Below are 13,868 nucleotides of genomic sequence, written 5' to 3' on the forward strand. Positions count from 1 at the left end.
CCTTGAAGCGTGAGTCTGGACACCCGGCGGCTTGCCCCGCAATCCATCGGTGACAAAACGGCCACCAATGCCCCGCGAATCGACAACCGACCGCAGGAAGCGTGCGCGACGGATCGCGAAGAAACTCTTCGCAGCGCACCCCGATGCGACCATCGCGCTGAGCTTCCGGAATCCGTTCGAGCTGATCTGCGCAACCGTGCTGTCGGCGCAGTGTACCGACGAGCGCGTGAACAAGACGACGCCGGCGCTGTTCGAGCGTTTCCCCGACGCGCGCTCGATGGCCGGCGCGTCGCCGGATGAGCTCGAGAACCTCATCCGCTCGACGGGATTCTACCGGGCCAAGGCGCGCTCGCTGCTTGGTCTTGCCAGTGCGATCACGACCGCACATCGCGGAGTCGTGCCGAAGACAATGGAAGAGCTCGTCGAGCTGCCTGGTGTCGGCCGCAAGACGGCCAACGTCGTGCTCGGCAATGCGTACGGCACGCCGGGCATCGTCGTCGACACGCACGTTCGCCGCGTATCGGGCAGGCTCGAGCTGACGGCCAGCGACGATCCGGTCGAGATCGAATCGGACCTGATGCAGCTCATCGAGCGCGCCGACTGGACGATGTTCTCGCACGCGATGATTTTTCACGGGCGACGGATCTGCATCGCGCGAAAACCAAAATGCCCGGAATGTCCGCTTCTCGACGATTGTCCGTTCCCGAAGCGCGCTGGAATAGCGGTGGCTCCCGATCGGGTTGCCGGCAGAACCGATCCGCGCGCACCGACGCGTTCGGCGGGAGGTGCGAAACGAAAGATCCCGTCTTGAGAACCGTCGGGCCCCGCGAAACGAAAGATTCTCTATTGAGAACCGTGTTTCCGGTCTTCATGGTGCGGGGATGCCCTTTTTCCGAGCGCTTCCCCGAGCTTTTGTAACAGCCTGTCTTCTGTCTTTGCTGCCGGTTGCTTCCGTGGTTTCGCCGCGTGTCGCCGCCGCTTCGACGAGCTGCGGCAACGGCGTCGTCGATGCCGGCGAGCAGTGCGACTCCGGCAGCGCGCTCGGCTCGCCGGAATGCAACACCGCGTGCCAGCGCACGGCATTCGAGCCGGCCGGACTTCCGTTCGGTGTTCCGATGAGCACATTGAGCAGCGATTTCGGCAATCTCGCCGAGATCTTTTCGCCGGGTCTCGACTGCAAACCGGCCTCCGTGCGCGATGGCGCGCGCGACCTCGAACCGGTTCACGTCAAATACCGGATCCACCTTTGCCGCACGCCGCTCGGCGTCGATTCGTTCACACCCGAGCAGGTGCGCGCCGCAATGAAACGTGCATCCGACGAGTACGCGCTCGGGGGCGTCATCCTCGAGGAAGAATCGCTGGTGCGATTTTCCGACAAGGACTGCCTCGTGTCGGCCGACGATTCGACGTGGTCGGACGCGCTGGTTGCGAACACACCCCCGGGCGTGCTCGCCGTCAGCTTCGTCACCGGAATTTCGATGGCGTCGAGCCAGTTCGCAGTCGGCGGCTACTGTTACTTCTTCGGTCCCATCTGCGTGAATGCCGGCGCATACGACACGCTGGTCGTGCACGAGCTCGGCCATTTCTTCGGGCTCGCGCACACGTTCGAATGCGAGTACGGCTCGGAAACGCGGGCGGCGTGCTCGTCGACGGGCGATTTTCTCTGTGACACTCCGCCCGACCGCGGCCCCGCCGGCGTCAGCGGCATTGCGCAATGTGCGAACGGCTCGCTGCTCGACGGCTCGTGTTCGGGAACCTGCGGCCACAAGGTCTGCACCGACGGGAGCGTCCCCGACTCGTTCGACTGGATGGGCTACTACCACTGCACGCCCGGGCATTTCACCGACCAGCAGCGCGACTTCATGCGCTGCACGCTCGATCACGAGATGCGGCCGTACAACGCCAACACGTTCGTCGCGCCGACGACGACCCTGCCGCAGACGACGACCACGACGACACCGGAGACGACGTCGACCACGATGGCCGACGAAACGTCATGCGGAGACGTCAACGACGACGGCGTGATCACCGCCGCCGACGCGCTCGGCGTGCTTCGCGCGGGCGTCGGTTTGTTCGGATGCGCGGTCTGGCAGTGCGACTACGACGGGTCCGGCATCATCTCGGCGTCGGACGCGCTCGAAGTGCTCAAGGCGGCGATCGGTGCAGGCGCGTCGGCCGACTGCCCGGCACGATACTGAGATTCGGCGCGTCGGCGTTCGCGGCGTCAGCCCGGATCGAACCATGCCGGCGCGGTGCCCGCTTCGCGTTCGATGTCGCTGACGAACGACTTCTCGAGCGCATCGACGATGATGGCGAGATTCTCGACGATGCCCTTCCAGCCGGCCGCGCCGGCGATCGGCGTCTGAAGCGTGCCCGGCGAGACCGGAAGCGGAACCGACGCACGAAAGCCCGGAACGTGCACGATCAGAAATCCCGTGAACGAATGGCTCCAGGTCCCGACGTCGAGTGACAGCTCGACGACGTGGTTCGACGGCGTGCGGCGGCGCAGCGTGAACGCGCCGTGCTCGCCGCGGCAGTCGTAGCCGCGCGGTCCGAACGTCTCGACGAGCAGCGGCTTCATCGGCCCCGCGGCTTCTCCGATCCCGCCGGCCGCGAACGCATGCGGGAGATCGAGCGTTGCCGCCAGGTCTCGCATGCCGCTGCGATACCGGCGTGCGATTTCGAGCAGATTGCGTGGTGCGACCGTCAGCGCGTCGCCGGCAGGCTGGCGCGTCGTCGATTTCGGCTTTCCGAGCGCATCGACGAGCAGGTGAAGCTCCTCGGACGGCTGCGGCAGCGCTTTGGACGCCGGATCGGCCTCGGTCGTCCACGTCAGCGTGAGCGAGCGGTTGCGGCCGTTGATCCACCACATGTCCGTGATGCGAAGCTGCGGCTTCTCAGGGGTATCCCAGCTCAGCATCACGCCGACCTGGTTGAATGGAAACGATCTCGGCACGCCGTCGAGCACGGCAAGCACGAGGTCGGACGGGATTGCGATCCGGCCCTGCGATGCGGACGTCGAAAGGCCGCGAACCGATGCCGGCGAACCGGGAAGCTGGACGTCCCTGGCGAAACGGAACAGCTCGCCGTGTTTCTTCACCGCTCGCGCCGTTGCGGAGACGCTGCCGACCGGCGAATCGGTCGCCAGCATGTCGATCGTGGGTGGACCGAGCGAGCTCGATGCGTCGAGGACTTTGCGGAGCAGCACGGCCGCCGTGTCTTTCTTCGACACGCGCCACGACTGATGGACAAGAACGGACGGCGCCGCCATCGGTAAATCGGGGTCAGACACCGATTTTGCGAAATCGGTGTCTGACCCCGATTTTCACTCTGTCGATGCCGCCGAGTTGACGCCAGACACCTCGGCATCGACAAGTGGCCGTGCCCGGCAATCTCAGGCCGCGCGGCCGCGTGCGGGCGGCAGGCCGAGACGATCGACGGCTGTCGGCCGCATCATCACCGAGCGCACGAAGGCCCAGAGCTCTTCGGTGGACTCGAAGCTGGCCGTGTCGCCGCTGGTCACGTGTTCGACGCGCCCCTGGAAGAGCCCGGTCTGGGGACCGGCCTCGGCGGAGAACTGCACGACGAACGCCTTGCGCTGGGGAAACGAAGTGCGGGCTGCGCCTTCGGTTTTTTCGTTGCGAGCTGCTGTGTCCATGCTTGCAGGATGAAGGCGGGGAGCCGGCAAGTCTTTGAGAAGTTCTTGAATTGCATTTGAAGATCACGCCCGCGGCTGCCGCACGGGGCGTGCCGCGGTCGGATATCGGCGCGGCGAATCGCGGACGTTCTGCGCGAGGGCCTTGTCCCTTGCGCCGCCGCCGAGGCATATTCGCGCCCCGGGGACATGAGCAGAACATCCACTCAGGGTGGCCAGGCCGGCGTGCTTCGGTTTGCCGGATTCGAGCTCGATCCGGCCGGGCCGGAGCTGCGCCTCGATGGCGACGTCGTGGCGGCGCGCCCGAAGAGCCTTGCGCTCATCGGCTATCTGGCCACGCGGCCCGGGCAGCTCGTGCGAAAGGAAGATCTCGTCGATGCGGTCTGGGGCGATACGGCCGTGACCGATGCGACACTCGCGCGGACGCTTTTCGATGCCCGCGAAGCCCTCGGCGACGATTCCCGCGAGCCGCGCTTCATCGAAACCGTCCACCGCCTCGGCTTTCGCTTCCTTGGCAGGATCGAATCGGAAGACGGGCCGGCCGCGCAGACGCAGGCGCCGGCCGCCGGCTCGAACCTGGTCGGACGCGAGCGCGAGCGGCAGCGGCTCGATGATCTCAAGGCGCTGGCCGAATCGGGATCCCGCCAGATGGTCTTCCTCGTCGGCGAGGCCGGGATCGGCAAGACCACGATTCTCGGAAAGTTTCTGTCCGACTGTTCGCATGCGGCGACGTCCGCGGGCGCGACTACTGCAAGATCGTCTTCCAGGTCGCCTGCGCGAAGCTCGATCCTGATCGCGCGCGGCCAGTGCATCGAACATTACGGCACCGGCGAAGCCTATCTTCCGCTGCTCGATGCGCTCGGCGAGCTCTGCCGCAGTGCGGCCGCCGAGGAGGTCGTTCCGGTGCTGCGCCGCGTGGCGCCGACATGGCTCGCGCAGTTCCCGTGGCTGATCGACGACGCCGATCGCGCGGCTCTCGAACGCGAGATGCGCGGCGTGACCGCCGACCGCATGCTGCGCGAGCTCGCGCAGGCGCTCGAAACCATCGCCCAGCAGCGGCTGCTCGTGATCGCGCTCGAAGATCTTCACTGGTGCGATTCGGCGACGGCCGATCTGCTCGCATTTCTTGCGCGGCGTCCTGCGTCCGCGAGATTGATGGTGGTCGCGACCTATCGGCCGGTGGACGCAATCCTCGCCGAAAACCCGATCCGTCCGGTGCACCAGGAGCTTCTGCGCCAGGGGCGCTGCCAGAACCTCGCAATCGAACCGCTGCCCGCCGGCGACGTCGGCGATCTCGTGGCGCGCCGTTTCCGCGAAGCGCCGTTCGCCGAGCGCCTCGCCGAGATCGTGCATCGCCGCACCGAGGGACATCCGCTGTTCGTCGTCAGCATGCTCGAGGATCTCATTTCGCAGGGAATCATCGCTCCTGCGCCGGTCGACGGCGGCTGGCTGCTCGACGGCCGCATCGTCGACGTCGAAGGAAAAGTTCCGGACGATTTGAAGCAGATGGTCCGCACGCAGGTCGAGCGCCTCGAGCCGGAAGAGCGCGCCGTCGTCGAAGCGGCGAGCATCATCGGCGTGTCCTTTTCGGCAGCGGCTGCCGCGGCCGCGCTCCAGAAGGATCCCGTCGAAGTCGAAGACCTCTGCGAAGCGATGTCGTTTCGCGGGGTGTTTCTCGATCGCGCGGGAATGGACGAATGGCCCGACGGCACGTCGGCAAGCGCGTACTCGTTCCGCCATGCGCTCTACCGCGACGCGCTCTACGACGCGGTTCCGGGTGCGAGAAGGCGGCGGCTGCACCAGCGCGTCGGCGAGCGTCTCGAGACGGCGCACGCGGCCGATCCCGGTGCGAGCTACGGAGTTCTCGGCATGCACTTCGAGCAGGCCGGCGACCGCTCGCGCGCGGCGCGCTATCTGCGCCAGGCCGGAGAGGTTGCCGCGCGCCGCGGCGCACCGCGCGAAGCGCTCGCGCTGTTTGCGCGGGCGCGCACGCATCTCGAGCAGCTTCCGCTCGGCCTCGAGCGCACCGCCGAACAGCTGATGATCGAGATGGCGGCCGGACCGGCGCTCGCGACAATCAAGGGCTACGCCGCGCCCGAGCTCGAGGAGATCTTCACACGAGCGCGCGAGCTGTGCCGCGCGCTCGGCGACGGGCCGCAGCTCTTTCCGGTGCTGTGGGGACTGTGGGCGTTCTGGTGCGTGCGCGGCAAGCTCGACTACGCGCTCGAGCTGGCGACGCAGGTGATGTCTCTCGCGCAGGAAGGCGGCGACCGCGAGATGATCATCGAGGGGCATCACGCGCTGTGGGTCACGCTGTTCTTCCGCGGCGACGTCGGGGAAGCAGGCCGTCACATGGATGCTGCGATCGAGCTCTACGATCGCAGGCACCATCACGCGCACGTGATGCTGTTCGGCCAGGATCCCGGCGTGGTCGCCCTGTCGTACCGCGGATTGGTCTGGCAGCTGCAGGGCAACTCTGCGGAAGCCGACCGCAAGTGCCGCGAAGCCGTCGAGCTCGGCCGCAGCCTTGGCCATCCCGTCAGCCTGAACTTCGCCGTCGGTTTTACCGGATGGGTCCACATGGAACGCGGCGATGCCAAGGGATGCCGCAAGTACTGCTCCGAGGTCATGGAGATCGCGACGACGCACGGGCTTTCGTTCTGGCAGGCGCACACGATCTGGATTCTCGGTCGCGCACGCGCGGTCGAAGATCTTGCCGACGGAATCCGTGAGATGCGCGCGGGCATCGATGCGCTGATCGCGATCGGCGCACGCATGGGACTGGCGGGTTATCTCGCCAAGGTCGCGGCTGTGCTCGTTGCGCACGGAGAGCGCGACGAAGCCAGGCGGCTTCTCGACGAAGCCTGGACGATCGGCGAGGAGGACGGCGAGCTTCTCGGGCGCGCCGAGGTTCTGCAGCTGCGCGGCGATCTCGAGCTTGGCGATGCTCCATCGGACGAATCGGTTGCGCGCGCGGAAGCCCTCTATCGTGAAGCGGTCGACGTCGCGCATCGCCAGGAAGCGACGACGGCCGAGCTTTCGGCTGCGATGCGGCTCGAGCAGCTGCTGCGCGATTCGCCGCGCGCCGGCGACGCATCGTCGCTGCTGGCGGAAGTGCTGAGCAGGGTTCCGGGCGACGGCGCGCTGCCCGGCGTGGCCGCTGCGCGCGAACGCGTGCAAGCCATGCTCTGAACCCCGGGATCATTCCATCCCTGTAGTCGTCGGAGTGCGTGGTGAAGGACTACCTTTGCCGGCACGATGCGTTGGGCTACGCTTGGAGGACCATGCCGATGCAGACGGCGTTCCGGTCGGACGAAAAATTCACGCAGGCCGAGTTCTGGGACTGGCTCCAGGAGCTTCCGGCTTCCGACATCAACCGCTACGAACTGCTGGGCGGGCGCATCATCATGACGCCACCGGCGTGGTTCGGCCACAGTGCCGTCGCGGTGCGTATCTGCACTGCGCTGGATCGTTACCGGAGAGCGGCGGGTGGCGGTCTCGTGCTCGAGTCGAGCGCCGGCTTCGATCTGCCGTCCGGCGATACGCTCGAGCCCGATGTTACGTTCATATCCGCCGGGCGCCTCGCGGCCGGACCGAAAGCGCCCGAGAAGGGTTTCGTCAAAGTGGTTCCCGACCTCGTCGTCGAGGTGCTCTCGCCGTCGACTGCGCGCCGCGACCGCGTCGAGAAGAAGAAGGTCTACGAGCGGTGCGGCGTGGACGAATACTGGCTCGTCGATCCGCGCCGCCGTGAGGTCACCATTTTCACGCGCGACGGCGATCGCTTCGGCGCAGGCCGAATCTTTCGTGCCGGCCGATTGGACTCACGGGTTGTCTCCGGCCTCGACCTGTCGATCGAGGAGCTTTTCGCCGATCTCGACTGATTCCATTCGACACGGTGCGCTGCCGTTCGCGCGGGAGGCTCGCCTGCGTCACTCCGCCCTACTTTGAGTGGGGACGTGGCGAGGATTTCTTCGCTTCGCGCGGAAGCGCCATTCCCAAACGGCCCGAGTCCTGCCTCTGATGAACCGGAGGAATTCCCATGCCAGTCACGAGAATGCTCCTGATCGCGTGCGCGATGGCTCTTGCCATCGCAAGGCCATGTTCCGCGCAGCAATGCGGCGACGTGAACGACAGCGGTTCGGTTACCGTCTCCGACGCGCTGGTGGTGCTGCAGTCGGCCGTCGGACAGCCGGTGCCGCTTGAGTGCCCCGCTTCCGGCTCGCCGGGACGCACGGGGCAGTCGATGTGCTGGAACGGCGGCGGCGAAGAGATCAACTGCAACGGCACCGGGCAGGACGGCGAGCTTCGCACCGGCCAGCCGCTGAGCTTCACCGACAACGGCAACGGCACGGTGACCGACAACCTGACCGGCCTGATGTGGGAGAAGCTCTCGCGCAACGGCACCATTCACGAAGTGTCCGACACGTTCGACTGGACCAACGCGTTCGTGAAGATCTCGATGCTCAACGACGCGAAGTTCGCCGGACACGCCGACTGGCGGCTGCCGAATCAGCGCGAGTTGTTCACGCTCGTCACGTTCGGCGGTGCGGCCGAGCAGACCATCTCCGCGGTCTTTCGCGACGATTGCCAGCCCGGCTGCGCGGTGACGACGTGCAGCTGCACGGCCGCCGATCGCTACTGGTCGGCGACCACGGATCCGTTTCTCTCGGGTTTGGCCCACGGTGTCGACTTTGGCGCAGCGACGACATTCTCGGCGACCAAGCTGTCGAACCGGCACGTTCGTGCTGTGCGCACGGCGGGCGGCCAGTAGCGAGGTTTATTCGAGCTACATACGGGCACGCATCGGTAAATCGGGGACAGACACCGATTTCGCGAAATCGGTGTCTGTCCCCGATTTTCACTGCGAGCGGAGTTCGATCCACGCCGGAGCGTGATCGCTAGCACCTTCGCGTCCACGGAATTCCGCGTCGACCTGGGCATCCGCAAGCCGCGGTGCGAGATCCGGTGACACCAGCAGGAAGTCCATTCGGAATCCCGCTCCGCGGCGAAACGCATTGGCGTTGACCCAGAACGTATAGATGCGTTCTTTCGGATGCAGATGCCGGCTCGAATCGATCCAGCCCTGCGCAAGAAGTCGTTGATATGCCGCGCGAGTTTCGGGCTGCATCACGGCGTCGAATCGCCACGGCCACGGGTTGTAGATGTCGAAGTTGGTCGGCACGACGTTGAAGTCGCCGGCCAGCACGACGGGCCGGCCGCAGTCGCGCAGCGTTTGCGCATGCCGGATCAGGCGCTCGAACCACGCGAGCTTGTAGTCGAACTTCGGACCGGGCTGCGGATTTCCGTTCGGCAGATAAATCGAAGCAACGACGATGTCCTCGATCTCGGCTTCGATGTAGCGCGCCTGGCGGTCGTCGTCATCGCCGGGAAGACCGCGGCGCGTTTCGATCGGAAGCCCGCTTCGGGCGAGGATCGCGACGCCGTGATGCGACCTCTGGCCGTGCCAGATCGAGTTGTATCCCGCGCGTTCGAGCGCTGCGGCCGGACACTTCTCGTCGGTGGTCTTGATCTCCTGAAGGCAGACGATGTCGGGGCTGGTCTCGCGGAGCCAGTCGAGAATGCGCGGCAGGCGTCCGTTGACGCCGTTTACGTTGTACGTCGCGATCTTCATCCGTGGGCACCGAGCCCGGCCGTGCCGGCAGAGTAAGCGGACGCCGGTTGCCGCGCATCCCGTCTTCGTCTGCTTCCTCCTTGTTGGCTGCCCCGATGCGCGCTACCTACGACTTAGTAAGTAGTGCAGCCGGCATCGCTCCGGCCGCTGCGGAGGGACCCCATGAATCGCCAGAATCTCCTTGTCTGCCAAGGGTTTGCATTGCTCGTTGCGACGGCCTTGCTGGTGCCCGCGGCCGCCTCGGCCGCATATCCGGAAGACGCGGATACCCCCACCGAAGGCTGGAAGTACGGCTTCCGCAGCACGATCGACAGCGCGCAGTATCCGCTCGCGACCGACAAGGAAGGCGCCTCGGGCATGTCGCTCGAGGCCGCGTGGAACGACATCGACGACTGGCCGCCGCTCGCATCGAGCGGCGGAACGTTCTCGAGCCTCGGGCGGCCCGACGCGCTGGTCGCCTACATCGAAGGCGGCGTGAACTACTGGGACAACGGCAACACCCAGCTCATCAAGAAGATCTACATCAATGCTGCCGAAGCGATGGCCGCGCCGGCCTGTGCCGCACGCTACACGCCGAACGGCGATCCGTGGCTGAACGTCCTCGATTTCCCCGGCACGCCCGATCACAACGGCAACGGCCTTCTCGATCCCGAAGACCTGATCGTCGAGTGCGAGGACGGTGTCGACGACGACGGCAACGGCTACACCGACGACATCTCGGGCTGGGATTTCTACAACCGCCAGAACAACCCGCACTCGCAGGACGTGACGTACGGCCATCACAACGGCCAGATGCTCAACGGTGAAGCGGCGATCAACGACGGCGGCACGCTCGGCGCGTGCCCGCTCTGCATGGTGATGCCGATCCGCGCCGGTGCCGAGGCGCTCGACCGCACCGACGATCTCGCGCAGGCGTTCCTGTTCGCCGCGGACTCCGGGGCGGCGTCGATCGCGACGCTGACCGCCGACCTCGGCTACTCGAGCTTCATGCGCCAGGCCCAGGAGAACCTGTGGCAGCGCGGCGTGCTGATTGCGCATTCTTCCAACGATTTCGATTCGACCGATCACCAGGGCGGCATGTACTGGCCGCACTCGATTCCCGGCAACGGCGTCGTCAAGGACAACGAAGGCGGCGTGCCGGTGGTGCCGACATGCCTGCCGGGAACGCCGCTGTGCCTTCCCGGTGATACGGCGACGCGCACGTTCCGGCAGCGATCGGGGCAGACGTCGTGGGGCACGCGCAACATGGTCTCGGTGGCCGGCACGACGTCGACGTCGGCGTCGACCGGAACGCTCGGCGGCATTCTCGCGCTGCTGACTTCGTACGGGCGAACCGCCGCCGAGCTCGGCTACATCGATGGTGCGCTCACCGGTCCGGAAGTCGTGCAGCTGATGATCGCGACCGCATCCGACATCGATCCGTCCGACTTCAGCGCAGTGCCCACGGCGTGGCCGACGCAGGCCGGCTGGGATCTGCAGACCGGATACGGACGCATCAACGTCCGGCATTTCCAGGACGAGCTGCTGCACGGCAACGTGCGGCCGGTCGCGTGGCTGAACGCTCCGGAGTGGTTCACGCTCTATGATCCGACGGTGACGCCGAAGGTCGAGCTGTTCGGCCACACCGAAGCGAGCCGCTCACCGGACCACAGCTACGACTGGACGCTCGAGTGGGCGGTCGGCGCGGAGCCGACCGACGCGGACTTCATCGAGATTTCCACCGGTACGCGCAGCGCGGCTTTCGATGGCAAGCTCGGCGAGCTCGATCTTTCTGCGATTCCAGCTTCGGTCTACGCGAAGGCGTTCGCGCTCTCGACCGGCAAAGAGCTCGAGACGACCGAGAACTATACGGTCACGCTGCGCGTTCGCGTCTCCTACGAGAAGAGTCCTGGCGTCGTGCTGAGCGGCGAAGAGCGGCGCTCGATCTTCGTGCACCACGACGACGACTGGATGGCCGGCTTTCCGCGACGCATTCGCAGCGGTGCGGAATGTGCGGGCGGATTCCAGGTTGCGGGCGGCACGCCGGGCTACTGTTTTTCGCCGGGCGGCGAAGCGCAGCCTGCGCTCGTCGACCTCGCCGGCCTCGGCCATCTGCAGATCGTCTTCGGCGATACCGACGGCTACCTGCACGCAATCGATCCGCTCAGCGGAAACGAGTTGCCGGGCTTCCCCGTCACGACCGATCCGTCGCCGATCATCAAAAGCGGAGGCTTCCCGGATATCGAAGCCGGTTTCGAGCCGATGCCGAGCAACATCGCCGTCGGCGATCTCGACGGCGACGGCAGGCTCTCGATCGTTGCGGGAACTTCGACCGGCCGCATCTATGCATGGGATTCGCACGGACACCGGCGTGCCGGCTTTCCGGTGCTGCCGGCCACGGGCGTTGCTCCGCTCGAATCGCCGCGCATCCCGCGCCAGTTCTCGCGCATGCCGCATCAGGGACTGTTCGCGGCGCCGACGCTGTCGGACTGGGACGGCGACGGCGACCTCGAGATCATCGAGGCCGGCTACGACGGGCACATTCACCTCTACGACGGCGACGGCAGTGAGGTGACGAGCGGCAACTGGCCGATCCAGGTGCGCGTTCCCGACTCGGTGCCGATCACGAGGCCTGCGCTCAACAATCCGAGTGATACGCGCACCCCGATCCGCATGCAGGACCTGCGCATCAGCTCGAACCCGGCACTCGCGCAGCTCGACGACGATCCCGAGCTCGAGATCGTGGTGCGCAGCCAGATGTCGGACACGATGCCGTCCGACGACATCGAAGTGCTGTCGGGCGTCGGGCATCTGATCGCGTACGATCACGACGGCAGCTACCTGTGGACCGCCAAGATGGACAGCGCGGCGTTCTATTACGGCAGCGCGCAGGAGTTCATCACCGAAGGATCCAATTCTCCGGCGGCCGCCGACATCGACGGCGACGGCAAGGACGAAGTGGTGTCGAACCCGGTGCTGTCGACGAGCTCGTATCCGTTCAAAGGCGACGGAACCGCGTTCGGCGCGGCGCCGTGGACGTCGCCGCAGGAAGGCGTCGTCGATCCCGCGCTGCCGATTCCCGACGTACCGCTCGGATTTACGACTTCCGGCGCGTTCGGCAGCTTCGCCGGAACGCTGACGTACGCGCAGCCGGGTTCCGGCGCGGCATCGATCATCGGAGCGTTGCTGACTGCAGGCTCCGGCCAGCCGATCCTGAACAAGGAGCGTGCGTGGAACGCGCAGACCGGCGAGCAGCTGCCGGGCTTTCCGTCGAAGCTTCAGGGCCTCAACTTCCTCGGCGCGCCGATCTTCGCCGATATCACCGGCGACGGACTTGCCGAGATCCTCGACGGCGGCGATTCGAGCGCGCTGCATGGATACATGGCCGGCGGACTCCAGGCTGTGCTCGCCGGCTTTCCGAAATTCACGACCGGATGGATGCTGTGGTCGCCGGGTGCGGCCGACCTCGACTCCGACGGTACGACGGAGATCGTCGCCAACACGCGCGAGGGCGTGACGATGGTGTGGCATACGCCGGGCCTCGCGGCGTCGAACTCCGAATGGTGGCGTTACGGACACGACGAGTGGAATACGCGCCGATACGGCACCGACACACGACCGCCGGGAATTCTGCGCGATCCGGTGCTCGACACAGCGGCGCATGGCATCGCGTTCACCGCGCCGGGCGACGACTGGTATGCGGGAAGCGTCGCAGCCTACGTGGTGCGCTATGACGGCGGAGAGCAGTCGCTCGCGGCTGCCGCAGCCGCCGGTGCGAACGAAACGCTGGCGATCCCTGCGGCCGTATCGCGCGGCACCGTTCATGCGGTCGACGACGCCGGCAATCTCGGCCGCGGCCTCGCGTTCGATTTCGTGCTCGGCACGGTCGGCGGGCTGCAGCCGGTGGCCGGATCCCGCCTGCTCTTCGTCCAGGATTCGGCGAAGCCTGCGTGGCGGGTCGTCTGGCAGGTGAAGGACGCTCTGCTCGAAGCGCCGTCGGGCGATGACGCTCCGACTGTTGCCGGCGCGTCGGTGACGATCAGCAATCCGGACAGCGGCGAGTCGGCGACCATCGAGCTGCCGGCCGCGGGCTGGGCCGCCAGCGGCGACGGACGTTATCGCTACAAATCGGACGACGGCAGCACGCGAATCGCCGCGAGCATCAAGAGCGGGCGCATGAAGGTGAAGGCACGCGGCGGGTCGATTGCGTTCACGCTCGACGAGCCATCGCAGGGGTCACTTGCCGTGGTGCTGAGCAGCGGAGAGCGAGGTTACTGCACGCTCTTCGGAGGCGAGATCGACAGCGACGAGCCCGGGAAGTTCTCGGCGAAGCGAGCGGGCGCGCCCGATCCGTGTCCGGCGGGGCCGTAAATGGCAGATACGGTTCCGTAGGCCCGGTGGCAGCAGGCTCCCGCGCAGCCTGCGCCGTCGGCCACTGCGGCGCAGTGGTCGTTCCGACCGGTGACGCCGCATCCGTGGAGGGCGTGTCCATGCAGATGGCCTTGCGGGGTACTGTCGCACGCGCAGCATGAATGCGCGCCGCACGGCAGGTCGCGCAATCGGCACTGCGAAGCATGCGGACCTCATCCGCGCGCCGGCAGG

At 66.5% G+C, this 13,868-nt stretch carries 9 protein-coding genes; 6 read left to right on the forward strand and 3 right to left on the reverse strand.

Annotated features, from left to right (window positions below):
- Positions 1-67 precede the first annotated feature (67 nt).
- Complete coding sequence (gene nth / locus VN634_15935) at positions 68-811, forward strand: endonuclease III (GenBank protein ID HXC52372.1); 744 nt, start codon at positions 68-70, stop codon at positions 809-811.
- 142 nt (positions 812-953) lie between these two features.
- Positions 954-2,198, forward strand: a complete 1,245-nt coding sequence (locus VN634_15940; GenBank protein HXC52373.1) for a M43 family zinc metalloprotease — start codon at positions 954-956, stop codon at positions 2,196-2,198.
- A gap of 26 nt (positions 2,199-2,224) precedes the next feature.
- Here the strand turns inward: VN634_15940 and VN634_15945 are convergent, their stop codons facing one another.
- Entirely contained in the window at positions 2,225-3,271 is a 1,047-nt protein-coding gene (locus VN634_15945; protein ID HXC52374.1) for a hypothetical protein, read from the reverse strand.
- A gap of 123 nt (positions 3,272-3,394) precedes the next feature.
- Complete coding sequence (locus tag VN634_15950; protein HXC52375.1) at positions 3,395-3,658, reverse strand: hypothetical protein; 264 nt, start codon at positions 3,656-3,658, stop codon at positions 3,395-3,397.
- 186 nt (positions 3,659-3,844) lie between these two features.
- Between VN634_15950 and VN634_15955 the strand changes: the two genes are divergently transcribed.
- The 3 genes from VN634_15955 (at position 3,845) to VN634_15965 (ending at position 8,426) form a co-directional block, all read left to right on the forward strand.
- Positions 3,845-6,847 carry an AAA family ATPase gene (locus tag VN634_15955; GenBank protein ID HXC52376.1) on the forward strand — a complete coding sequence of 1,001 codons (3,003 nt, stop codon included), beginning with the start codon at positions 3,845-3,847 and terminating at the stop codon, positions 6,845-6,847.
- Between the two features lie 98 nt (positions 6,848-6,945).
- Entirely contained in the window at positions 6,946-7,536 is a 591-nt protein-coding gene (locus VN634_15960) for a Uma2 family endonuclease (GenBank protein ID HXC52377.1), read from the forward strand.
- 158 nt (positions 7,537-7,694) lie between these two features.
- A complete protein-coding gene (locus VN634_15965) occupies positions 7,695-8,426 on the forward strand; it encodes a DUF1566 domain-containing protein (protein ID HXC52378.1) in 732 nt (243 codons plus the stop codon).
- A gap of 87 nt (positions 8,427-8,513) precedes the next feature.
- On the opposite strand, the gene xth is transcribed toward VN634_15965, so the two are convergent.
- On the reverse strand, positions 8,514-9,287 hold the full coding sequence (gene xth / locus VN634_15970) for an exodeoxyribonuclease III (protein ID HXC52379.1): 774 nt from the start codon (positions 9,285-9,287) through the stop codon (positions 8,514-8,516).
- A 162-nt stretch (positions 9,288-9,449) separates the two neighbouring features.
- On the opposite strand from xth, the gene VN634_15975 reads away from it, so the two are divergent.
- Entirely contained in the window at positions 9,450-13,637 is a 4,188-nt protein-coding gene (locus tag VN634_15975; protein ID HXC52380.1) for a hypothetical protein, read from the forward strand.
- Positions 13,638-13,868: the final 231 nt, after the last annotated feature.

This window comes from Candidatus Limnocylindrales bacterium (assembly GCA_035571835.1).
Lineage (GTDB): Bacteria > Desulfobacterota > Binatia > UBA1149 > CAITLU01 > DATNBU01.

What these genes read in the sequence shown, in the direction of transcription:
- nth (HXC52372.1), top strand. Translation starts at nt 68, where the DNA reads ATGCCCCGCGAATCGACAACCGACCGCAGGAAGCGTGCGCGACGGATC.
- VN634_15955 (HXC52376.1), top strand. Translation starts at nt 3,845, where the DNA reads ATGAGCAGAACATCCACTCAGGGTGGCCAGGCCGGCGTGCTTCGGTTT.
- VN634_15945 (HXC52374.1), bottom strand. Translation starts at nt 3,271, where the DNA reads ATGGCGGCGCCGTCCGTTCTTGTCCATCAGTCGTGGCGCGTGTCGAAG.
- VN634_15975 (HXC52380.1), top strand. Translation starts at nt 9,450, where the DNA reads ATGAATCGCCAGAATCTCCTTGTCTGCCAAGGGTTTGCATTGCTCGTT.
- xth (HXC52379.1), bottom strand. Translation starts at nt 9,287, where the DNA reads ATGAAGATCGCGACGTACAACGTAAACGGCGTCAACGGACGCCTGCCG.
- VN634_15965 (HXC52378.1), top strand. Translation starts at nt 7,695, where the DNA reads ATGCCAGTCACGAGAATGCTCCTGATCGCGTGCGCGATGGCTCTTGCC.
- VN634_15960 (HXC52377.1), top strand. Translation starts at nt 6,946, where the DNA reads ATGCAGACGGCGTTCCGGTCGGACGAAAAATTCACGCAGGCCGAGTTC.
- VN634_15950 (HXC52375.1), bottom strand. Translation starts at nt 3,658, where the DNA reads ATGGACACAGCAGCTCGCAACGAAAAAACCGAAGGCGCAGCCCGCACT.